General features: G+C 31.5%; 21 protein-coding genes. 1 reads left to right on the top strand and 20 read right to left on the bottom strand.

What is annotated here, in order from left to right:
* The 15 genes from ybeY to lepA form a co-directional block, all read right to left on the bottom strand.
* Window positions 1–471 carry an rRNA maturation RNase YbeY gene (ybeY, locus tag CM54_RS04745; RefSeq protein ID WP_002436567.1) on the bottom strand — a complete coding sequence of 157 codons (471 nt, stop codon included), beginning with the start codon at window positions 469–471 and terminating at the stop codon, window positions 1–3.
* Window positions 472–1,419 (bottom strand): PhoH family protein, encoded by a 948-nt coding sequence (locus CM54_RS04750; protein WP_023350187.1) that lies wholly within the window; start codon window positions 1,417–1,419, stop codon window positions 472–474.
* 322 nt (window positions 1,420–1,741) lie between these two features.
* Complete coding sequence (locus CM54_RS04755) at window positions 1,742–2,449, bottom strand: hypothetical protein (protein WP_037549273.1); 708 nt, start codon at window positions 2,447–2,449, stop codon at window positions 1,742–1,744.
* Window positions 2,450–2,465: 16 nt separating this feature from the next.
* Window positions 2,466–3,455, bottom strand: coding sequence for a flotillin-like protein FloA (gene floA, locus CM54_RS04760; RefSeq protein ID WP_002436747.1), 990 nt, complete (start codon window positions 3,453–3,455; stop codon window positions 2,466–2,468).
* Between the two features lie 17 nt (window positions 3,456–3,472).
* On the bottom strand, window positions 3,473–4,153 hold the full coding sequence (locus CM54_RS04765) for an NfeD family protein (protein ID WP_443027712.1): 681 nt from the start codon (window positions 4,151–4,153) through the stop codon (window positions 3,473–3,475).
* Window positions 4,154–4,477: 324 nt separating this feature from the next.
* Window positions 4,478–4,654: a 30S ribosomal protein S21 gene (gene rpsU, locus CM54_RS04770; protein ID WP_000048060.1), complete on the bottom strand. Its 177-nt coding sequence runs from the start codon at window positions 4,652–4,654 to the stop codon at window positions 4,478–4,480.
* A 126-nt stretch (window positions 4,655–4,780) separates the two neighbouring features.
* On the bottom strand, window positions 4,781–6,127 hold the full coding sequence (mtaB, locus tag CM54_RS04775) for a tRNA (N(6)-L-threonylcarbamoyladenosine(37)-C(2))-methylthiotransferase MtaB (protein ID WP_037549278.1): 1,347 nt from the start codon (window positions 6,125–6,127) through the stop codon (window positions 4,781–4,783).
* A gap of 5 nt (window positions 6,128–6,132) precedes the next feature.
* A complete protein-coding gene (locus CM54_RS04780; protein WP_037549282.1) occupies window positions 6,133–6,885 on the bottom strand; it encodes a 16S rRNA (uracil(1498)-N(3))-methyltransferase in 753 nt (250 codons plus the stop codon).
* 1 nt (window position 6,886) lies between these two features.
* Window positions 6,887–7,825, bottom strand: coding sequence for a 50S ribosomal protein L11 methyltransferase (gene prmA, locus CM54_RS04785; protein ID WP_023350183.1), 939 nt, complete (start codon window positions 7,823–7,825; stop codon window positions 6,887–6,889).
* A 3-nt stretch (window positions 7,826–7,828) separates the two neighbouring features.
* Window positions 7,829–8,965, bottom strand: coding sequence for a molecular chaperone DnaJ (gene dnaJ / locus CM54_RS04790; protein ID WP_037549285.1), 1,137 nt, complete (start codon window positions 8,963–8,965; stop codon window positions 7,829–7,831).
* Between the two features lie 147 nt (window positions 8,966–9,112).
* Entirely contained in the window at window positions 9,113–10,942 is a 1,830-nt protein-coding gene (gene dnaK / locus CM54_RS04795; RefSeq protein ID WP_002436539.1) for a molecular chaperone DnaK, read from the bottom strand.
* A 55-nt stretch (window positions 10,943–10,997) separates the two neighbouring features.
* On the bottom strand, window positions 10,998–11,633 hold the full coding sequence (grpE, locus tag CM54_RS04800) for a nucleotide exchange factor GrpE (protein ID WP_002453363.1): 636 nt from the start codon (window positions 11,631–11,633) through the stop codon (window positions 10,998–11,000).
* Between the two features lie 28 nt (window positions 11,634–11,661).
* Window positions 11,662–12,639, bottom strand: coding sequence for a heat-inducible transcriptional repressor HrcA (gene hrcA, locus CM54_RS04805; RefSeq protein ID WP_037549289.1), 978 nt, complete (start codon window positions 12,637–12,639; stop codon window positions 11,662–11,664).
* Window positions 12,640–12,738: 99 nt separating this feature from the next.
* Window positions 12,739–13,863 (bottom strand): radical SAM family heme chaperone HemW, encoded by a 1,125-nt coding sequence (hemW, locus tag CM54_RS04810; RefSeq protein WP_037549292.1) that lies wholly within the window; start codon window positions 13,861–13,863, stop codon window positions 12,739–12,741.
* A gap of 103 nt (window positions 13,864–13,966) precedes the next feature.
* Window positions 13,967–15,790, bottom strand: a complete 1,824-nt coding sequence (gene lepA / locus CM54_RS04815) for a translation elongation factor 4 (RefSeq protein ID WP_002436542.1) — start codon at window positions 15,788–15,790, stop codon at window positions 13,967–13,969.
* Between the two features lie 310 nt (window positions 15,791–16,100).
* On the opposite strand from lepA, the gene rpsT reads away from it, so the two are divergent.
* Entirely contained in the window at window positions 16,101–16,352 is a 252-nt protein-coding gene (gene rpsT / locus CM54_RS04820) for a 30S ribosomal protein S20 (protein WP_002436569.1), read from the top strand.
* Between the two features lie 58 nt (window positions 16,353–16,410).
* On the opposite strand, the gene holA is transcribed toward rpsT, so the two are convergent.
* From holA to CM54_RS04845, 5 genes are all read right to left on the bottom strand, one after another.
* Window positions 16,411–17,385: a DNA polymerase III subunit delta gene (gene holA / locus CM54_RS04825; RefSeq protein ID WP_037549295.1), complete on the bottom strand. Its 975-nt coding sequence runs from the start codon at window positions 17,383–17,385 to the stop codon at window positions 16,411–16,413.
* 45 nt (window positions 17,386–17,430) lie between these two features.
* Complete coding sequence (locus CM54_RS04830; protein WP_037549296.1) at window positions 17,431–19,647, bottom strand: DNA internalization-related competence protein ComEC/Rec2; 2,217 nt, start codon at window positions 19,645–19,647, stop codon at window positions 17,431–17,433.
* A 3-nt stretch (window positions 19,648–19,650) separates the two neighbouring features.
* A complete protein-coding gene (locus CM54_RS04835; RefSeq protein ID WP_037549297.1) occupies window positions 19,651–20,112 on the bottom strand; it encodes a ComE operon protein 2 in 462 nt (153 codons plus the stop codon).
* Between the two features lie 81 nt (window positions 20,113–20,193).
* Window positions 20,194–20,874 carry a helix-hairpin-helix domain-containing protein gene (locus CM54_RS04840; protein ID WP_037549298.1) on the bottom strand — a complete coding sequence of 227 codons (681 nt, stop codon included), beginning with the start codon at window positions 20,872–20,874 and terminating at the stop codon, window positions 20,194–20,196.
* Between the two features lie 65 nt (window positions 20,875–20,939).
* Window positions 20,940–21,659, bottom strand: coding sequence for a class I SAM-dependent DNA methyltransferase (locus CM54_RS04845; protein ID WP_037549299.1), 720 nt, complete (start codon window positions 21,657–21,659; stop codon window positions 20,940–20,942).
* Between the last annotated feature and the right edge of the window lie 3 nt (window positions 21,660–21,662).

The following is a 21,662-nucleotide window of genomic DNA, read 5'->3' on the forward strand; positions in this document are numbered from 1 at the left end:
TTATGATTCTCTTGTTAAACCGTATGCATTAAGAATTGCATCTTGTCGACCAAACATTTCTTTTTCATCTTCATCTGTCATATGATCATATCCCAATAAATGTAAAAAACCATGTAAAGCTAAGAAACCTAATTCACGTTCAAAAGAATGTCCGTAATTTTCAGCTTGTTCATGTGCTACATCTGTACATATAATAATATCGCCTAAAACTCGAGGTATATCAAGTTCATTCATATCGATTTCTGGCTCGTCTTCTTCTAAAGCGAATGAGATGACGTCAGTGACTTTATCTTTATCTCTATACATTTTATTGATATTTTGAATTTCATCTTTATCTACAAATGTTACTGAAAGTTCAGCCTCACTATCAATATGTTCTTGTTTTTTAGCAAAGGTAAGTAATGAATCTATTTGTTCATACCATTCATTCTTTACTAAATCGGTATGGTCACTAAAGTCAATTGTAAACATTTACTCAACTCCTTCATAACGATCTATAATTTTACTTACAAGTGGATGTCTTACAACGTCACTTTGATCTAATTTCATAATACTAATTCCATTGACTCCATATAATTTTTTAATTGCTTCTTTTAAGCCACTTTTTACGCCTTTTGGTAGGTCAATTTGAGTTTGGTCACCTGTAACTACCATTTTTGAACCAAAACCTAAACGAGTTAGGAACATTTTCATTTGTGCGTGCGTTGTATTTTGAGCTTCATCTAAAATAACAAACGCATCATCTAATGTTCTACCTCTCATATAAGCAAGTGGCGCAATCTCAATAATACCCCTCTCGATGAATCTTTCAGTTTGCTCTCTACCTAAAACTGTATTTAAGCCATCATATAGAGGACGTAAATATGGATCTACTTTTTCTTTTAGGTCACCTGGTAAGAAACCTAAAGATTCTCCTGCTTCAACGGCTGGCCTAGTCAATACGATACGTTTAACTGAACCTTTACGTAATTGTTTAGCTGCATATACAACTGCTAAAAAAGTTTTACCTGTACCAGCAGGACCTATTCCAAATACTAAGTCATTTCTCTTCATAGCATTGATATACATACGTTGTCCCATTGTTTTAGCACGAATCGTTTTACCAAATGCATCTTTAGTAATCTCTTCATCATACAAATCAAGTAAATGTTGAATTGTATCATTGTCTGCCATTTTAATAGCAGCCTCTACGTCTTTAAGTGTAATTGTATTACCTAATTCTATAACTTTAAGTAAATTGGTGAGAACTAATTCTGCTTTTTCAACATGCTCTAATTTTTCGCCTTTAACAGCTATTTCTTGACCTCTAGCATGTATCACGACATCAAAATTATCTTCAATAGTTTTTAAATGCTCATCATTATTTCCCATTAAAGCTTGTGATTGATTAATGTCGTCAATTTGAATTATTCCTGGCATAAACGCGCTCCTTTACAAGTTACAATAATAAGTTTTATTAGCTAAAAATTTTAGACTAATTTGTTATTTTTAATAAAAACAATATCCAAACACATTATATCATTCTTATTCATCTTAATGATGTGATTATGCTTTGCTTCAAAATTATTGAACAAATACTACTGAATATATATATTATTTCTTACTAAAATTTTACTAAACTCATACTAATTAGACAAACTAAAAAGAGAGTAAAACAGTATTCAATATTTAAGCATGAATACATAGTTTTACCCTCTAACGTTAATACAATAGCTAATTCTTTAATTTTTAATTAAGAAATTTAAAGTTGCTTTGGCTTACTTAAAACTTCTGACCAAATCAGACCATTTATTACTTCATCTTTATCAAATTGAAAAGCAGAATGAGACATATTACGTTCAATGTTTTGAGAATTAAGTAATTGTTTTAAGCGATAACGTTTAGTTCTCTCTGATAAATACTTATCCTCAATAATGTCTCTTGCTTTTTTCTCAATCAATTCGAGTTGTTTTTCTTTTTCTTTATCAATTTCGTTGCGAACATTTTTTAAATCCTGAGTCAAATTGGACTCGAGTTCTTTTCTTAATTTTTCTGCACTTTCATCTCGTGAAGTTGAAGTAACAGGTTGAGGTCTAGGATTATCCTGGTTATATGGTGTTGGGTCAGGTTTAGGATGATTTTTGACTTCCGGTTGTTTATGAGTTTCTTTAGACGATTTATTTTCTGTTTGAGAGTTAGCATCTTCATCTTCAAGGTTTTTACTTAAAGGTGGAAGCGTCTCTTCAAATTCTCTTCGTTGCTTTTTCTCGGGTTCATCATTTAATTCATCGTTAATTTCTTTAAATGTTTTTTCTAATTCTTCAAAGAAACCACCTTTTTTAGGTTGATTATCACTTTGCGTATTTTGAGGTGGCTTTTGATTTTGTCTGCTTTCATGACTTTTATCACGTAGCGCGCTAATACCGGTTACAATAACAGATATTATAAATATGATAATACCGATATTCATTTAATCACCTCATTATTTATTGTTCTGGTGATTCGTCATCATTCTGATCAGTACGTTTGTTAATAGCATTTCTCATGCCAGTATCTGCTTCAATATTTTTAAGATTATAATAATCTTTAACTCCAATATTACCTGATCTAAGAGCTTCAGCCATTGCTAATGGTACTTCTGATTCAGCTTCAACTACTTTCGCTCTCATTTCTTGTACTCGAGCTTTCATTTCCTGTTCAGAAGCTACTGCCATAGCACGGCGCTCTTCAGCTTTCGCTTGAGCAATATTTTTATCTGCAAGAGCTTGCTCAGTTTGTAAATCAGCACCGATATTTTTGCTAATATCTACATCTGCAATATCAATAGATAAAATTTCAAAAGCAGTACCTGAATCTAAACCTTTACTTAACACAGTTTTAGAAATATTGTCTGGATTTTCTAGAACCTCAGTGTGATGCTCACTTGAACCAATTGTAGAGACAATACCTTCGCCTACACGGGCAATAATTGTTTCCTCTCCAGCACCACCGACTAATCTTGCTATATTTGCGCGAACAGTAATACGAGCTTTTGCTTTAACTTCAATACCGTTCATCGCTACACCAGCAATAAATGGTGTTTCAATAACTTTAGGGTTAACTGACATTTGAACTGCTTCGAGTACATCACGACCAGCTAAATCAATTGCCGCTCCTCGTTCAAATGGTAAATCAATATCTGCACGTTGTGCTGCGATATTTGCATCAACAACTCTATCAACATTACCACCAGCTAGGTAGTGTGACTCCAATTGATTTGTTGTTAATTTTAAACCTGCTTTATGTGCTTTAATTAAAGGTGCAATGACCTTTCTTGGTGAAACTCTTCTTAAACGCATACCTACAAGGGTACCAATACCTACGTGAACGCCTGCTGCTATAGCAGAAATCCATAATCCTATAGGTACAAAAGAAAATAGTATGAGTAAAGCTACTACAATAATTACAGCAATGATTATAAAACCAATACCAAACATTAAATCGCTCCTTAATTTTATTCTATTTCTCTCACAACTACACGCGTACCTTCAACCTCAAGAATTTTTACTTGTCTATTTCTTAAAATAAATGTGCCGTCTGAAACTGCATCTATTCTTTCATCGTCACAAGTAATAATCCCAGCAGGTCTAAGGTCAGTGATTGTTTGAGCAGTTTTACCTACAAGGTGAGAGCGGTCGTCATGTGAACGATAACCAGCCTCTGAATTTGTTGAATCTTTTAAGATCACTTTATCAAAAAATGGTATTTTCTTGTTGAAAATTTTCACTAATATCACCCATTCAATTATTGATAAAATTAACGCAACTATTACATTACCGAGCATGAGTATAATATTATTTCCTAGCATGATGATACTGAGAGTTATGAGTAGCATACCAATAATACCTATCACGGCACCAATGATAAACAGTTCTATAATAACTAGTATGACACCAATAGTAAACAATAATACTGATAAAACATTTACATCTCCATTGATAAGGAATCCTAAAAATAAAAGTAATAATGCTAGTGAAGCAATAATTCCAATCAAGTTAATGCGTTTTGAATATAATTGATACAAAAAGCCTAGGAAGATTATACACGTAAGAATTAGTGAAATAAAAGGTTGCGTAATAAAACTTGATAGATTATCAGCCCAACTATTTTCACTAGTGAATCTTGTAAAAAGCAACGTATGTATTAGATAGGAGTAATTCACTATTTCACCTCGCCCTCACATTAATTATACATGAAAACGCACCCATTATATAGTATTTCACTAATATATAAATTGGTAATTTGTAGCTTAACAATTTAATTTTATTAATTTTAATAATATTTATTTATTTATCTGAAAAATGAAAAAGATTTAATTAATTGAGCAATACGTTTAAATAATTTTACGAGAATAATTAAAGTAGTTAGCATAGTATAAAAAAATACCCTAGTTCTAATAACTAGGGTATCTATTATATATAATTAACATTCGTGTTGAGGGAGTCAACAGAGCTATTAATTATTTGAATTTACGTTTACGTGCAGCTTCTGATTTCTTTTTACGTTTAACGCTTGGTTTTTCGTAAAATTCACGTTTACGTACTTCTTGAATTGTTCCACTTTTTGATACTGAACGTTTAAATCTACGTAAAGCATCTTCTAGTGATTCGTTTTTACGTACTACTGTTTTAGACATCTGTATTTCCCTCCCTCCAAATATCAACGGAACTTTATAGTCATCACATAGTAAAAACTATGCAACTATTAGTATAATATAACTCAAATAGGTGGTCAATTAGTAAAATTTACATTTTTTAAATATTTAGACAAGTACTTCTTCTTCAGATTTATTCGTAGCATGCTCAACTACTCTAATGGCTTTACCATCATTTAGAGGATAGTCAGCTTTAAGAATTTTTACTTTAACAATTTGTCCAATTAGTGATTCATCACCTTCAAATTGAACTTTCATATAGTTATCTGCATAACCTACCAATGTATTCGGTTCTTCGCCTTTTTCTTCAGGTATTACTTCAAGCACTTCATTTTCAAATTTAGAGGCATACTCTTTAGCAAGTTGGTCACTTAAAGCAATCAATTTATGCACACGTTCATTCTTAACTGATTCATCGATTTGATCATCCATTCGAGCTGCTGGTGTACCAATTCTTGGTGAATATGGGAACACATGTAATTCAGAGAATTGATGTTTAACAATAAAATCGTACGTTTCTTGAAATTCTTCTTCAGTTTCTCCAGGGAATCCTACTATTACATCACTTGTTACAGCTAAGTCAGGCAATGCTTTGTGTAATTCTGTTAATCTCTCAGAGAAATGTTCCATAGAATATTTACGTCTCATACGTTTTAAAACTGAATCTGAACCAGATTGTAACGGAACATGTAAATGTCTTACTACTTTGTTTGAATTGCCAATAACCTCTATTACTTCATCGGTTAATTGGCTCGCTTCGATAGATGAGATTCGGATACGCTCTAAGCCTTCAATTTCATCTAAATCTCTTAACAATTGCGCTAGATTATAATTTTTTAAATCTTGACCATAACCACCAGTATGAATACCAGTTAAAACAATCTCTTTATAGCCAGAGTTTACTAATTGTGAAGCTTGTTCTACAACTTTCTCAGGATCACGTGATCTCATCAAGCCGCGTGCCCAAGGTATAATACAAAACGTACAAAAATTGTTGCATCCTTCTTGGATTTTTAAAGAGGCTCTAGTTCTATCGGTAAAGTAAGGAACTTCTAGCTCCTCATATGTACGATTCTTCATTATATTACCAACACCGTTAATTGGTTGTCTCTCTTCTTGGAATTGATCAATATAATCTAATAATTTATGACGGTCTTGAGTACCGACAACTACATCCACGCCAGGAATTTCCATAATTTCAGCTGATGATGTTTGAGCATAACAACCTGTAACACATACAACTGCTTCAGGATTTTGTCTGATCGCACGTCTAATAATTTGTCTACTTTTTTTATCTCCAGTATTCGTAACAGTACAAGTATTGATAACAAATACATCTGCATTTGTTTCAAAATCTACTCTATCGTAATCTGCTTCTTTAAATAATTGCCATATTGCTTCGGTTTCATAGTGATTGACTTTACAACCTAATGTATGAAATGCAACTGTTGACATCGTCTTCACCCCAATAATTCTTTTTCAAAACTCACTGCACTTAAAGCATATAGAGGTGCAGTTTCTGCCCGTAAAATACGTGGACCTAAGCCTACTAAAGTACTATTTTCATTGAATAAAGACACTTCTTTATCAGATAAACCGCCTTCAGGTCCAAATATCATTAAAACACGATCTTGTGTTTTAAATTGCTTTATAATTTGTTTAAAATGACTTAAATCACCATGTTTAGCCTGTTCTTCATATGCTATAAGAACATAGTCATAATGACTTATAATATCATAAATTTCCTGTAAATTCGACTTAAAATAAATATTAGGAATTGTTAAACGATAACTTTGTTCTGCAGCTTCTTTAATAATTTTTTGCCATCTTTCTAACTTTTTAGCAACTTTAGATTCATTTAATTTAACTACTGAACGGTCCATACCAACTGCAATAAATTCATTAGCGCCCATTTCAGTTGCTTTTTGAATCATCCATTCATACTTATCAGCCTTAATCAATCCGCTACAAATAGTGATATGTTGTGGTAATTCTGTATCAATGTTTTGTTTATCTTTTAACTCTAGTTCAACATAATTATCGTTTAAAGCATTTATTTGACACTTGTACACGGTTTGATCTAGAAATGTAACGATAACTGAATCACCTTCACTATAACGCATGACATTTTTTATATGATGAATATCTTCTTTATTTTCAATAAAAAAGCGCTGAAGTTTATCAGCGCTTTGATTAATAAAATATCTTTGCAAATTAATCACTCACTTTCTGACCAACGATGCAGACCCAACCGTTGTCATGTTCTACAGAAATGATATTAAAACCAACACGCTTCATATGAGATTCTATCTCTTCATATTTTTCTTCTATAATACCTGAAGTAATAAAATATCCTTCTTCAAATAATGTATTATAAGCATCTTCTATCATTTCTTCAATAATGTGAGCAAGAATATTTGCAATAACGATATTATATTTCTCTTTTTCTTCTTTTAATAAATTACCGGGAACAGCTTCAATTGCGTCTTCACAACGATTCTTTTTGAAGTTCTCCTTAGCAACATTTACTGCCATTTCATCAATGTCTAATGCTTTAATTCTTTTAACACCAACGAGATGACTTGCAATACTTAATATACCTGAACCTGTTCCAACATCAATAATAGAATCAGTTGGTTGAACATATTCTTCAATAGCTTTTAAACACATACTAGTAGTTGGGTGGTCCCCTGTACCGAAAGCCATACCAGGATCGAGTTCAATACATAACTCATCACTGTTTTCTTTTGTGTAAGTTTCCCAACTTGGAACTATGGTAAATCGATTAGAAGCTTTAAAGGGATGGAAATAATTTTTCCATTCATTCGCCCAATCCTTCTCCGCAATTTCCTTTTCTGAAAATGTAAGTACTTCTTTATCTAAATTTGATACATTTAAAATATTATTCTTAATACTCTTTCTGAGTTCATCATTGAATGTAAGTTCATTAAAATAAGCTTTTAAACGAACACCACTACTAGGATAATCCTCAGGGTTTAATTCATAAATCTCACCAAATTTATCTGATGGTGGTGTTTCTAAGTCTCTTGAATCTTCAATGACTACACCATTAGAACCATGATCTTCAAGTATATCAGTTACTTCAAATTCAACATCGTGATTAACTACAATTGAGAGTTCCGTCCAATTCATTCTCTATTCTCCTTTGAAGAATCTTTTTGCTCTATCTTTAAAATTAGAAGGTTGTTCACTCACGTCTTCGCCATTAATTTCAGCAAATTCTTTCATAATTTCTTTTTGTCTATCGTTCATTTTAGTTGGAGTAACTACTTTAATATTAACGAATAAATCTCCATAACCATAACCGTGAACGTTCTTAATACCTTTATCTTTAAGACGGAATTGCTTTCCTGTTTGTGTACCTGCAGGTATTGTTAGCACTACATTACTATTTAAAGTTGGTATTTTGATTTCATCGCCTAAGGCAGCTTGAGGGAAGCTCACATTTAAATTGTAGTAAATGTCATCTCCATCACGTTCAAATGTATCGGAAGGTTGAACTCTAAACACTACATATAAATCACCGTGAGGACCACCGTTTACACCTGGTGAACCTTCACCAGCTAAACGAATTTGTTGTTCAGTATCTACACCTTCTGGAACTGTAACTTCTAATTTAACAGTTTTATTTTCAGTTCCTTTATCGTGACAAGTAGGACATGGCTCTTCAAATTCTTGACCACTACCTTCACATTTAGGACAAACTTGTTCAGTTCTGACTCTACCTAAAATAGTATTTTGTTCGACGGAAACATGACCAGCTCCATTACAATAGCTACAAGTTTTTTTACTTGTTCCGGGTTTCGCGCCTTCACCATCGCACGTATGACATGTTACATCTTTTCTAATAGAAATTTCTTTTTTAGTACCAAAAACAGCTTCTTCAAAGGTAACAGTCATAGTATATTGTAAATCATCACCTTTACGTGGCGCATTAGGATCACGTTGTCTTGAACCACCACCGAAGAATGAACTGAAAATGTCTTCAAATCCACCTCCGCTAAATCCGCCAAAGTCTCCGCCACCGAAACCTTGACTACCGAATCCTCCTTGTGGGCCTTCATGTCCAAACTGGTCATAATTTGCACGTTTATTATCATCACTTAAAACTTCATAAGCTTCGGAGATTTCTTTGAATTTTTCGTCTGCGCCTTCTTCTTTATTAATGTCTGGATGATATTTTTTTGATAATTTACGATAAGCTTTTTTAATTTCGTCCTTAGAAGCGCTTTTACTTACGCCTAAGACTTCATAATAGTCTCTTTTGGCCACAACTATCTCTCCTTTTATACGTTTAACAAGATTAGTTTATCTGATTAATTCTTACTATCCAAATAAAAAGCCAAAGCCAATGTTCAATTGACTTTGACTTTTTTGGCTTAGTCATAAATTAAACTTATATACTAACTCAACCTAGAATTATTTTTTATCTTCGTCATCTTTTACTTCTTTAAAGTCCGCATCTTCTACAGTGCTGTCTTGAGAACCTTGTTCTCCTTGAGCTTGTTGCTGTGCTTGTTGAGCTTGTTCGTATACTTTAGCTGATAAATCTTGAACAACTTTTTCAAGTTCTTCTTTTTTAGATTTGATGTCTTCCATATCTTCGCCTTCAAGTGCAGATTTAAGCGCATCTTTTTTCTCTTCAGCATTTTTCTTATCATCTTCACTAATATTGTCGCCTAAATCAGTGATAGTTTTTTCAACTTGGAATACTAAGCTATCAGCTTCGTTACGTAAGTCCACTTCTTCGCGACGTTTTTTATCTGCTTCAGCGTTTTCTTCGGCATCTTTAACCATGCGATCAATTTCTTCATCAGATAATGCTGAGCTTGATTGAATAGTGATATTTTGTTCTTTGTTAGTTCCTAAATCTTTAGCAGTTACATTAACGATACCATTTTTATCAATATCAAATGTTACTTCGATTTGAGGTACACCACGTGGAGCAGGTGGAATATCAGTTAATTGGAAACGACCAAGAGTTTTGTTATCTGAAGCCATTGGACGTTCACCTTGTAACACGTGAATATCAACTGCTGGTTGGTTATCAGCTGCTGTTGAATAAACTTGTGATTTAGATGTTGGAATAGTAGTGTTACGTTCAATTAATGTGTTCATGCGTCCACCCATGATTTCAATACCTAGTGATAATGGTGTTACGTCTAGTAATACTACGTCTTTAACATCACCAGTGATGACACCACCTTGGATTGCAGCACCCATAGCTACTACTTCATCAGGGTTCACACCTTTATGAGGGTCTTTACCTACTTCTTTTTTAACAGCTTCTTGTACTGCTGGAATACGAGTAGAACCACCAACAAGGATAACTTCATCAATATCAGAAGTTGATAAGCCAGCATCTTTTAGTGCTTGACGAGTTGGTTCCATTGTTTTTCTAATTAATGAATCTGCTAATTCTTCAAATTTAGAACGAGTTAAGCTAATTTCTAAATGTAATGGACCACTTTCTCCAGCTGAAATAAATGGAAGTGAAATTTGAGTTTGAGATACACCTGATAAGTCTTTTTTAGCTTTTTCAGCAGCGTCTTTTAATCTTTGTAGTGCCATTTTATCTTGAGATAAATCTACGCCATTTTCTTTTTTAAATTCTGAAACTAAGTAATCAATAATTACTTGGTCGAAATCGTCACCACCAAGTTTATTGTCACCTGCAGTAGATAATACTTCAAATACTCCGTCACCTAATTCAAGGATTGACACGTCGAAAGTACCGCCACCTAAGTCAAATACAAGAACTTTTTGATCTTGTTCAGTTTTGTCTAAACCGTAAGCTAAAGCAGCTGCAGTAGGTTCGTTGATAATACGTTCAACTTCTAGTCCAGCGATTTTACCAGCATCTTTAGTAGCTTGACGTTCAGCATCATTGAAGTAAGCTGGAACAGTGATAACTGCTTTATCAACTGTATCTCCTAAATAACTTTCAGCAGTACTTTTTAAGTTTTGTAAAATCATAGCTGAAATCTCTTGTGGAGTGTATGATTTATCTTCGATATCTACTTTGTAGTCTGTACCCATATGACGTTTAATTGATTGAACTGTATTAGGGTTAGTGATTGCTTGACGTTTAGCAACTTCACCTACTTGAGTTTCACCATTTTTAAAAGCAACTACTGAAGGAGTAGTGCGTGCGCCTTCTGGATTTTGAATTACTTTTGGTTCGTCACCTTCTAATACGGCAACGCAAGAGTTTGTTGTACCTAAGTCGATTCCGATTACTTTACTCATAATAAAATTCCTCCAATGTCATTTTGTAATTTTATACAATGTTTTTTCAATCAGTTTATTGATTTACTTTTACCATTGATGGTCTCAAGACGCGATCTTTTAGTTTGTAACCTTTTTGAAGTTCTTGAGTGATTTCCCCCGATTTAAAATCAGGATTATCATCTTGAACCACCGCTTGATGAAGATTAGGGTCAAATTCTTGACCTTCAGCTTCAATTTCTTCAAGACCATTATCTTTTAAAGCTCTAAGTAAACTTTCATGAACCATTTGGACACCTTTTTGTAGTGATTTAAATGATTCATCATCACCTTCAATTTGTAATGCACGTTCAATATTATCTATTGACGGAAGGATGTCAGTTAAAACACCTTGAGCTTGATAAGTTTTGTTAATTTGATTTTCATTTTGAATTCGACGCTTATAATTTTCAAATTCAGCGTACAATCTTAAATATTTCTCTTCATTATCATTTGCTAGCTTTTCTAATTCTTGAATTTTCTCATCTTTAGGATCTACATCCTCAGTTTGAACTTCTTCCTGAGAATCTTCTTGCAAATGATCTTCATTTACTTCACTATTGTCAGTATTTTCAACTGAGTCTTGAGAATTATCAACATTTTGAGTTTCTACATTCTCTTCTGAATTAACTTCTTCCTCAGTATTATTCACTGATTGATCTTTTTCTGTCATTTTCTGACCTCCAATACAATTCTAATTACTACCATATTTGGTTAAGTAATTGAATTACATTTTGATAATGCATCGCAGTTGGTCCTATGACCGCAATTTGTCCTTTAAGTGATTCATCAACATGATACTGACTAGTAACTATGGAGATATCACTTAAGCTCTCATCAATTTCCTTTCCTATTCGAACATTGATTTGAGAAGTAGAAATATCATCTAAAAGTTCAGTTATTCTATTTGATTCAATGTACTGCAATATAGGTTGAATCGATGATACGTTAGTTTCGTTTAACGCATCAATAAGTTTAACCTTTCCACCCATGTAAATGCTATTACTTTGATTATTAATATGAATATTAATTAATTCAATCATCTCATTTACTAACTCTTGTTCATCACTAGAATTAACAAAACTTTTAATCTCGTGTTGAATATCTTGGTTATGTTTATTGAAATGGACAGTTAAAAAGTTAGCTATTCTGTTTAGATTGAGATGATTAAGTTGTATTTGAGTTACAACATGAATATTTTCGACATGTCCGGATGAAAAGACCATAACTAATATAACCAAATGACTATTGGCTTGAATCAAATGAATATTATTAATAATATCTTGATTGTGATTTGGACGTACAACCAACGTTGCATATTGAGATTTCATAGATAGTTCATTAGCAAAGTATGTCAATGCTGTAGAAATATCATAGTGATTCTCAATCAATAATTGATTTAAACGTTGAATTTTGTTTTGATTTTGATGAGATGTTTGTTCTAATAAACGATTGACATAGTATCTAAAACCTAATTCTGAGGGAGTCCTGCCAGATGAAGTATGCGTCTTCTCAATGAAGTTCATATCTTCAAGCTGTTTCATTTCATTTCTAATAGTTGCTGGGCTTACCTCTAAATTATGTCGGTGAATTAATGTTTTAGAACCAATCGGTTGTCCAAAATCAACATAATCTTCAACAATTGCATTAAGAATGCTTAATTGTCTTTCTGTAATCATGTTTTCACCTCATTAGCACTCTTTTCTCTCAAGTGCTAATTATAATTTATCAAAAAGGTCAAAGTAAGTCAATGTTAAAGCATTAAAATATCAAATTTTTTATACGTTGAGTAAAAAAGCCTCGAAAACCTCATTCCCAATGACTTTACCACGTTCAGTTAATGATATATAACCGCATTTATTTTCTAATAAATTTCGACTTATTAAATCCGTAATTGTTTGACCAAATACTTCTTCAATATTTATACCAAATTTTCTCTTAAATCTTGATATGCTAACACCTTGGTTCATTCTTAAGCCAAGAAACATCTCCTCTTCCATTCTCTCTTCAAAAGTTGGGGTGTTCTTTGTAAGTATAGGTTCCTCATTGTTATAAATAGCTTTAATATAATGATTAACTGGATTGAGATTGGTATATCTTACACCATCCACATAACCACTTGCTCCTGCACCAAAACCATAATATTCTTCATTAAGCCAATAGACTTTGTTATGAGTTGATTCGTGACCTTTTTTCCCGAAATTAGAAATCTCATACTGATTTAAATTAGAATCCTCTAATCGTTTCATCAAATATTGGTACATATCTGCCCCTAAATCCTCATTAGGAAGCTTTAAATGTCCTTTTCTATACATGTTGTAAAATTGAGTTTTTGGTTCAAGAATAAGACCATAGCTCGAAATATGATCAATATCCATTTCTAAAGCTAATTCTAAACTTTGTTTAAAATCTTCTAATGATTGCTGTGGTAAATGATACATTAAATCAAGGCTAATTGAATTAATACCTGCCTTGCGAGCGTTGTTTACAGCGCTATAGATATCATTAGTTTTATGAGTTCGTCCAAGAATTTCTAACAACTCCGGCTTAAACGTTTGTACTCCCATCGAAATTCTATTAACACCATATTTTTTTAAAAGTGCTACTTTCTCATAAGTTAATTCATCGGGATTAGCTTCAAATGAATATTCTCCATGAATAGTAAACGTGGTATTAATAGCTTTTAGTAGTTTTTCAAGTTGTACAATATTCAATGCAGTGGGTGTCCCTCCGCCAACATACATTGTCTCAAGCTTTCTATTATTTACAACTTGCATTTCTTTAATGAGCGCATCTAAATATTCATCTACTGGCTGCTTATCTATAAAATACTTATTAAAATCACAATAAGTACAGATTCTTACACAAAAAGGTATATGTATATAAGCACTTTTAACTGTCAAAAAATCCCCCCCATTCACTAACGTAAAAAGAGCGGAAGTGAAATCAATTTCTTTATACAACGATTTCAACATCCCGCTTCAATGTTATTTAAATTATTATAAACTATTCATCTTCCATTTTAAGCACGGCTAGGAAAGCATCTTGAGGAATTTCAACATTTCCTACAGCTTTCATTTTTGCTTTACCAGCTTTTTGTTTTTCTAAAAGCTTACGTTTACGACTAATATCGCCACCATAACATTTAGATAAAACATTTTTACCCATAGATTTAATATTTGTACGGGCTATAATTTTTTGACCTATAGCTGCTTGAACAGGTACTTCGAACTGTTGTCTAGGTATAAGTGTTTTTAATTTTTCAACAAGTGCTTTACCTCTTTCATATGCAAAGTCTCTATGGACGATGAAACTTAAGGCATCCACTTTATCTCCATTAAGTAAGATATCCATTTTAACTAGATTACTTTCTTTATTTTCAATGAATTCATAATCAAATGAAGCATAACCTTTAGTATTAGACTTAAGTTGGTCAAAGAAGTCAAACACAACTTCAGATAATGGAATTTCATAAACAATGTTTACTCTTATATCATCTAAATAATCCATATTTACAAATTGACCTCGCTTACGTTGGCATAGTTCCATCACTGCACCAACATAATCATTAGGTACCATCATTGTAGCTCTTACAAATGGTTCATAAATATGTTCTATTTTGTCTCTTTCTGGCATCTGAGCTGGATTGTCAACAGTAACTTCAGTTCCATCCTTTAAAATACATTCGTATATAACTGAAGGAGCCGTTGCAATTAATTCAATACCGAACTCTCTCTCAATTCTTTCTTGAATAATTTCCATATGCAACATGCCTAAGAAACCAGTTCTATATCCGAACCCTAATGCTTGTGAAGACTCAGGCTCAAAATCGAGTGAAGCATCATTGAGTTGTAATTTTTCTAACGCTTCACGTAAATCATTGTAATCTTTATTGTCTATTGGGAATAGACCACAATAAACCATTGGATTCATTTTTTTATAACCTTTGAGTGGCTTATCTGCAGGACGATTAGCTAATGTGATAGTATCACCTACACGTGAATCATCTACATTTTTAATACTTGCAATGATATATCCTACGTCTCCTACTGTTAATTCTTCAACAGGAAGTTGTTTAGGTGTATTAATGCCTACTTCTGTCACTTCAAATTCTTTACCTGTAGCCATCATTTTAATCTTATCCCCGGCTTTAACTACACCATCAATGATTCTAATAGATGAGATAACGCCTCTATAAGGATCATACTCTGAATCAAATATTAGAGCTTTTAAAGGTGCATCAGGATCTCCATCAGGAGCTGGTACAACTTCTACTATTTTTTCTAAAATTTCTTCTATACCGATATTTGATTTGGCACTAGCAAGTACTACATCATCTTGGTCTAAACCAATAACATCCTCTAATTCTTGTTTAACTCTTTCAGGTTCAGCTGCAGGTAAATCAATTTTGTTAACAACTGGTAATAACTCTAAGTCATTATCAAGAGCTAAATATACATTTGCTAAAGTTTGAGCTTCAATACCTTGAGCGGCATCTACAACTAAAATTGCGCCTTCACATGCAGCTAATGAACGCGACACTTCATATGTAAAGTCTACATGTCCTGGTGTATCTATAAGATGGAAAGTATATGTTTGACCATCTTTAGCATCATATTTCAAACGAACAGCATTTAACTTTATAGTAATACCGCGTTCTCTTTCAAGGTCCATGGAATCAAGTAGTTGATCTTGCATTTCACGTGTTTCAACTGATTTTGTATTTTCAAGGATTCTATCCGCTAACGTTGATTTCCCATGATCTATGTGTGCAATGATAGAGAAATTTCTGATATTTTCTCTTCTATTATAGCGTTCTTGCTTATCCATCTTATCCTTCTCACTTTCATAATATTAACCCGATATATGTATACATCTTTGATATGATAACGTTTTTAAAGGGTAATTGCAAACACTCTATCAAAGAGGTTAAGTTTTCATTTTCTATCAATTCTTATTTACCCTAACAATTTTAATTATATAGAGTTAAAACACACTTTCCAATAGTTAAAGTTACTAAACATGATTATTATTACGCATAAATAAATGATTGCACAAAGGTAAGACATTTGATAAAATATTTCTTGTTGTAATCAAATAAATTTTGATAAGTTAAGCTCACTTTTAGGAGGTGACAGAAATGCCAAACATTAAATCTGCAGTTAAACGTGTTAGAACAACTGAAACAGCTGAAGCACGTAATATCTCTAAAAAGAATGCAATGCGTACAGCAGTTAAACGCGCTAAAACAGCAATCTCTACTGATGCTGAAAACAAAAATGAATTATTAAGTTTTGCAATTAAACAAGTTGATAAAGCTGCTCAAAGCAACTTAATTCACTCAAACAAAGCTGATCGTATTAAATCTCAACTTATGACAGCTAACAAATAATTCAGTTTATTAAAAAAGATCAAGCATAGTGCTTGATCTTTTTTGTTTAATCATTAATCTATAAAGATAAAATTAATAATTCTAAAATTAACTGTTTGTCCATATAAGAAGATTTTAATTTATAATCGGTTTCTGCACATGAATCAATAATGTTTAATAAATCATTTAATTGATAGTATCGTGCTTGGTTTAGAGCAAGTTTCACTCTATACGGATGCGCACTAACTGTCTTCGCAATCTGCTGGCCACTGTACCCTTTTTGTTCTAAAATCTTAGATTGATAATATAATCTATAATTACTAGTTATTAAAGCTAAAAGTTTTATAGGTTCCTCTTTCATAGTAATTAAGTCATTCAATAATTGTATAGCCTTATCCTTTTTTCCTTTTTGAATATATTCAGTTAAAAGAAAAACGTTTTGCTCTAAGCTTCTATTTATAATTTGATTAACATCATCTTTATTAACTGTAGGTCTATCTCCTATATACAGCATAAGTTTCGAAAGCTCCTGTGAAACAATGTTGAAATTAATACCTGTTAGTTCAATAAATAGATTTAAAGCATCTTGTTTAATATCTTTATAATTTTCGTGTAATTTATTTTGAATCCATTTTTTTATTTCTTCTTCAGACATTTGTTCAACTTTTTTGAGTTGCGCATTTTTTTTAAGTGATTTTGTTAATTTTTTACGTTCATCTAACTTATTTTGATAAACCTCAAAAAGAATCAGATTATCCCCGTCATATTTTTCTATAAATTCCATTAACTGCTCTGGATTATGATTGAGTTCCTTTGCACCTTTTTCACCTGTAAATATGTATGCATTTTTTACTACAATTGCTTTTTTATCAGAAAAAAAAGGCATAGTTAATGTTTCTTCAATGATGGGCGTTAGATCATTTTCATACATATTAAATTTAACGTAGTTAAAATCATCTTTTTCTTGCCCGAGATAATTATTAACTATTTCTGAACTTTTCTTCTCGACAAGCTCAGGTACTTCGCCATAGATAGTTACGATATTGTCGCTCATAAGTGCATCCTTCCTCTATATCTCATACTTTTAAATTATATCATTTTATTGAGTGACTTCTCTAGCGATAGTTTTTAGATGATCTTTAACATTCATCACATTTAAATGGTGTTTATCTAAATTAATCGTCATTTCACCGTTTTGTTGCGTGTCATACACTAAGCTTCCATATCTCTTTAAACGTTCAATAACTTCGTCATTAGGTAATTTATATTTATTATGTTTTCCACTTGAAATCAAACTTAACCTTGGTTGAATTTTCTTAATAAATTCTTCAGAGCTACTTGTTCGACTACCATGATGTCCTACTTTTAAAATATCTATTGTAGGCAAATGATATTTCTTCAATAAAATATCCTCATTGTTTTTAGTGGCATCACCCATGAGTAAAATATTTCTATTGTTATATTTTATTAATGTAATGATTGAATACTCATTTTTATCGGAACTTGAGGATATAAATGTATCGTAAATTTCTAATTCAGTATCATCAATCTTTATTTGAGGTATATTTTTAGCTTCAATTATATTTATCCTTTTTTTCTTGCATTCGTTGTGAACTTGATTTAATAAATGCTTAGGAAAACCATCACTGTTTAATATTAAATTTTTAATTTTAACATGGTCTATGATATAAGGAAGTTCCCCCATATGATCCGCATGTGGATGAGTAATAATTAAATAATCAATCGTAGTAATACCTCTTCGCTTCAAACTTGGGAGAATTTTGTATTTAGCAATATTATGATGTTTAAATTCAAAGTTTTCTTCTCCTTTCCCTCCAGTATCTATTAATACAGTTTTATTTGTATTACTTTTGAAAAGTATGCTATCCCCCTGGCCTACATCAAAAATTGTTAACTCTGCGTTTGAAGGTTTACTCAATGTAGATATTATTATTAAGGTAATTAAAAAGTATATTAGGGATTTAAAAATCTTTTTGTACACTAATAAATAATAAGCAATCAATATATTTATTAACAATATTAGTAGATAAATTTCGCTTAAAGAAGGTATAAACCACTTATAATTATTAAATTTCAAAAAGAAGTGGAGTAATAAATCATGTATTTCATAAATTTTATTCATGTAAACATTTAGAATTTCAAAATTTGATACAATGTGAGTCATAATAAAAAAGCAAATTATTGAAGGAAAAAGTATGAAACTGTAGAAAGGCACAAAAACTAAATTCGAGAGGAAACCAATCCATTGAAATTGATTAAAATGATATGTACTTATAATAATAGAACTATATTGAGCTATACATGTAATGGCTAATATGCTTTGAAATGAAGTTAATTTTTTTAAATAAGGTTGTGATAGTAAAATAAAAAAGCAAATTAAGAAAGAAAATTGAAAACCTATATTATAAACATAACCTGGATTGCTTATAAACATCATAATAAATATGATAGAAAGCAAATCAATAGAAGATTTTCTGAATCTTTTAGGAAGGATTAAAACTAATATTGCGATTGAAATTGCTCTTACTGCGCTAGGAACAAAGTCAGTATAAACAGCGTATAGTACTAAAACATTAATAATCATTGTTTTAATAATGACAAGTGGCGTGTTAAATCTCACTAAAAGTTGATGAATGAGAAGTATAATTGCTGCTACATGAGTCCCACTCACTGCTAGTAAATGATATATACCTATATCCTTCACTTTATCTCTATAATCAGCATTGATTAATAATGGATTACCTGTAATCAGTGCTAAAATTCGATTTGGATATTTTACACCTGAATGTTGAATCTTATCGATTATATAGTCTTGATGGAAATAAATGAATTTAAACCTATCATTATAAGTACATGAATTAGTGTGGATTTCATTCAGTGTAATTGATGGAGGAACTTTATCAAACTTGAATTCCCCATTTATACTACAAGTGTGATGTTTGAGGGAGGTAATGTTTGTCTTATTATTGTTATTATAAAAGAAATTATAATTTTTACCTTTATAAACTAATATTCCAGTAATAAAATTATTTTGAACTTTAAGTGTTTTAAATTTTACGTAATCATTAACTTTGGGATTATACATTAGTATGCGTTGTTCATGGTCAACACGTTGGTTATATGTTTGTGTAATATAATTTGAAAAGAAAGGACACACAACAATAAGTAAGATTATTGGAAGTTTAAGTTTTTTGATGAAGATTAATAAGATTAAAAGGAAAAATAAAGAGATAGAGATAACTTTGAAATTCATCCAAAGTATCCCTACTAAAAATGATAGTGCTATGTATATCATTGATTACCACTGTGTTAAATATTGAGCTACATATTCCGGTGTAAATGGAATTTTTTTATATTCAATACCAGATTGATTTAGTAACTTAATCGCATAATTATGATTGTGGTAATCTTCAGCATAATAAATTGTTTTAATCCCTGCTTGAATAATAGATTTAGTACAATTTAAACAAGGGAAATGTGTAACATATATTGTCGCTCCCTCTGTTGAAACGCCTTGTTTAGCACACTGAAGTAATGCATTCATTTCTGCATGAATTGTTCTGATACAATGTCCATCTTCTATTAGGCAACCTTCATCTATGCAGTGAACTTCACCGGCAACTGAACCATTGTAGCCTCCTGCTATAATTCGATTATCTTTAACAATAGTAGCTCCTACAGATAGTCTCTGACATGTTGATCTCAAAGCAAGTAAATGACTTTGAGCCATAAAATATTCTTCCCATTTAATTCGTTCCATGTAAAGGTGCCTCCTTATCTTGAATAACAATCAACATTTATAGCTTAATCATTTATAATTATAAATGCAATCATTGACCAGTTAAACAACAAGATGTTCTTTAAGTTTCTCAAATGTTTTTTCGCCAAATCCTTTAATTTTTTTCAAATCTTCTATATTCTTGAACCCTCCATTTTGCTCTCTATAATTAATTATTTCTCTTGCTTTAGAAGGCCCGACGCCTGGAATGCTTTTTAAATCCGTTTCAGTGGCATTATTCAAATTAATTTGTTTATTTCCCTCGTTTTGATTGATATTATTATTTGAAATATTATTTACCGTATTATATTGACTGTGTTCTCCCTTTTTGGGAACATAAATTAGCTTTTGATCTATTAACCTTTCAGATAAGTTTATTTGTGATAAGTCTGCATCCTTATAAGGTTTAGCTTTATTAATTGCATCTATGACTCTTTCAGTGTTTGTCATCTGATAAACATTTGGATGTTCTACTGCGCCTTTAATATCTATAAAAATTTTTTCATTGTTGTTTCCTCTTTGAGATTGTCTTTCTTTTTCATTATTATCTTTGTTAGTTGAACTATATCTCTTAGAATTAACCTGCTTGCTATTAATCTCTTTGTTAAATTCATCCTCTTTGCTATTGTCTTCATAATGATTAAATAGACTTAAAACTACCATTGCTAAAACTACTAGACCTATAATTAAATAAATTTTCCATTTAATAATAAATTCAATATACTTATTACCTTTGTTAAACAAAAAAATCACCCCTTCACACTTAATAACGTATGAACGAGTGATTTTACTTCTATTTATTTCATAATCTATTTTTTTACAACGAAAAATAATCGATCAGCATCTTCTTCTTTTTGATTAAAATCAAAATCGGTGAAAGTTTTAACTTCTTTAAAGCCAGCCTCATTGAGTAACCGTTTATAAACATCTTCTTCATATGTGCGTTGATAATGGGATTCGTCAAAGCGTCGATAACTTCCATTATTATTTTGAATGAAAAAAGTCATTTCATGATAAACACTTAATGGTTCATTACCTTGAATTGCTTCCCAACCTAAGAAGACATTTTCGGTTTCATCAATATAACTTTGATTATTAAATAAAGTATTCATCTTATGTACAGTATGCACATCAAATAGAAATACTCCATCATCAGTTAAATGCTGGTAAACTTTATTAAAGGTTTCTTTAACTTCTTTACTTGAAGATAAATAATTCAGTGAATCACAAAATATTGTAATGATATTGAATTTTTGGTTCAACTTAAAACTTGTCATATCTCCTTCTAACCATCTAACTTCATTAGATTTTTGATTAGCGATAGTTAACATATCAACACTTAAATCCATTCCGATAACATTGCCTAATGGAACCAACATATGTGTTAAATTTCCTGTACCGCAACCTAAATCTAGAATGTCATTAGATTCTCTCTTTGAAAAGGTTTGAACTATATTGAACCAAGCATCATATGGTTGATCTTGAGTAAGCTGGTCATAGACCAAACTCAAATCTTCGTATTGACTCATATT

Source organism: Staphylococcus sp. TE8, assembly GCF_000692055.1.
GTDB lineage: Bacteria > Bacillota > Bacilli > Staphylococcales > Staphylococcaceae > Staphylococcus > Staphylococcus capitis.

Bases quoted from the DNA above. Each gene is read 5' to 3' on its own strand.
- dnaK (WP_002436539.1), bottom strand. From the start codon at position 10,942: ATGAGTAAAGTAATCGGAATCGACTTAGGTACAACAAACTCTTGCGTT.
- CM54_RS04845 (WP_037549299.1), bottom strand. From the start codon at position 21,659: ATGAGTCAATACGAAGATTTGAGTTTGGTCTATGACCAGCTTACTCAA.
- holA (WP_037549295.1), bottom strand. From the start codon at position 17,385: ATGAGCGACAATATCGTAACTATCTATGGCGAAGTACCTGAGCTTGTC.
- floA (WP_002436747.1), bottom strand. From the start codon at position 3,455: ATGTTTGGTATTGGTTTTATAATCATTGCTGTAATTATTGTAGTAGCT.
- CM54_RS04830 (WP_037549296.1), bottom strand. From the start codon at position 19,647: ATGATATACATAGCACTATCATTTTTAGTAGGGATACTTTGGATGAAT.
- rpsU (WP_000048060.1), bottom strand. From the start codon at position 4,654: ATGTCTAAAACAGTAGTACGTAAAAACGAATCACTAGAAGATGCTTTA.
- ybeY (WP_002436567.1), bottom strand. From the start codon at position 471: ATGTTTACAATTGACTTTAGTGACCATACCGATTTAGTAAAGAATGAA.
- CM54_RS04755 (WP_037549273.1), bottom strand. From the start codon at position 2,449: ATGAATATCGGTATTATCATATTTATAATATCTGTTATTGTAACCGGT.
- prmA (WP_023350183.1), bottom strand. From the start codon at position 7,825: ATGAATTGGACGGAACTCTCAATTGTAGTTAATCACGATGTTGAATTT.
- rpsT (WP_002436569.1), top strand. From the start codon at position 16,101: ATGCCAAACATTAAATCTGCAGTTAAACGTGTTAGAACAACTGAAACA.
- lepA (WP_002436542.1), bottom strand. From the start codon at position 15,790: ATGGATAAGCAAGAACGCTATAATAGAAGAGAAAATATCAGAAATTTC.
- hrcA (WP_037549289.1), bottom strand. From the start codon at position 12,639: ATGATTACAGAAAGACAATTAAGCATTCTTAATGCAATTGTTGAAGAT.
- grpE (WP_002453363.1), bottom strand. From the start codon at position 11,633: ATGACAGAAAAAGATCAATCAGTGAATAATACTGAGGAAGAAGTTAAT.
- CM54_RS04835 (WP_037549297.1), bottom strand. From the start codon at position 20,112: ATGGAACGAATTAAATGGGAAGAATATTTTATGGCTCAAAGTCATTTA.
- CM54_RS04750 (WP_023350187.1), bottom strand. From the start codon at position 1,419: ATGCCAGGAATAATTCAAATTGACGACATTAATCAATCACAAGCTTTA.
- mtaB (WP_037549278.1), bottom strand. From the start codon at position 6,127: ATGTCAACAGTTGCATTTCATACATTAGGTTGTAAAGTCAATCACTAT.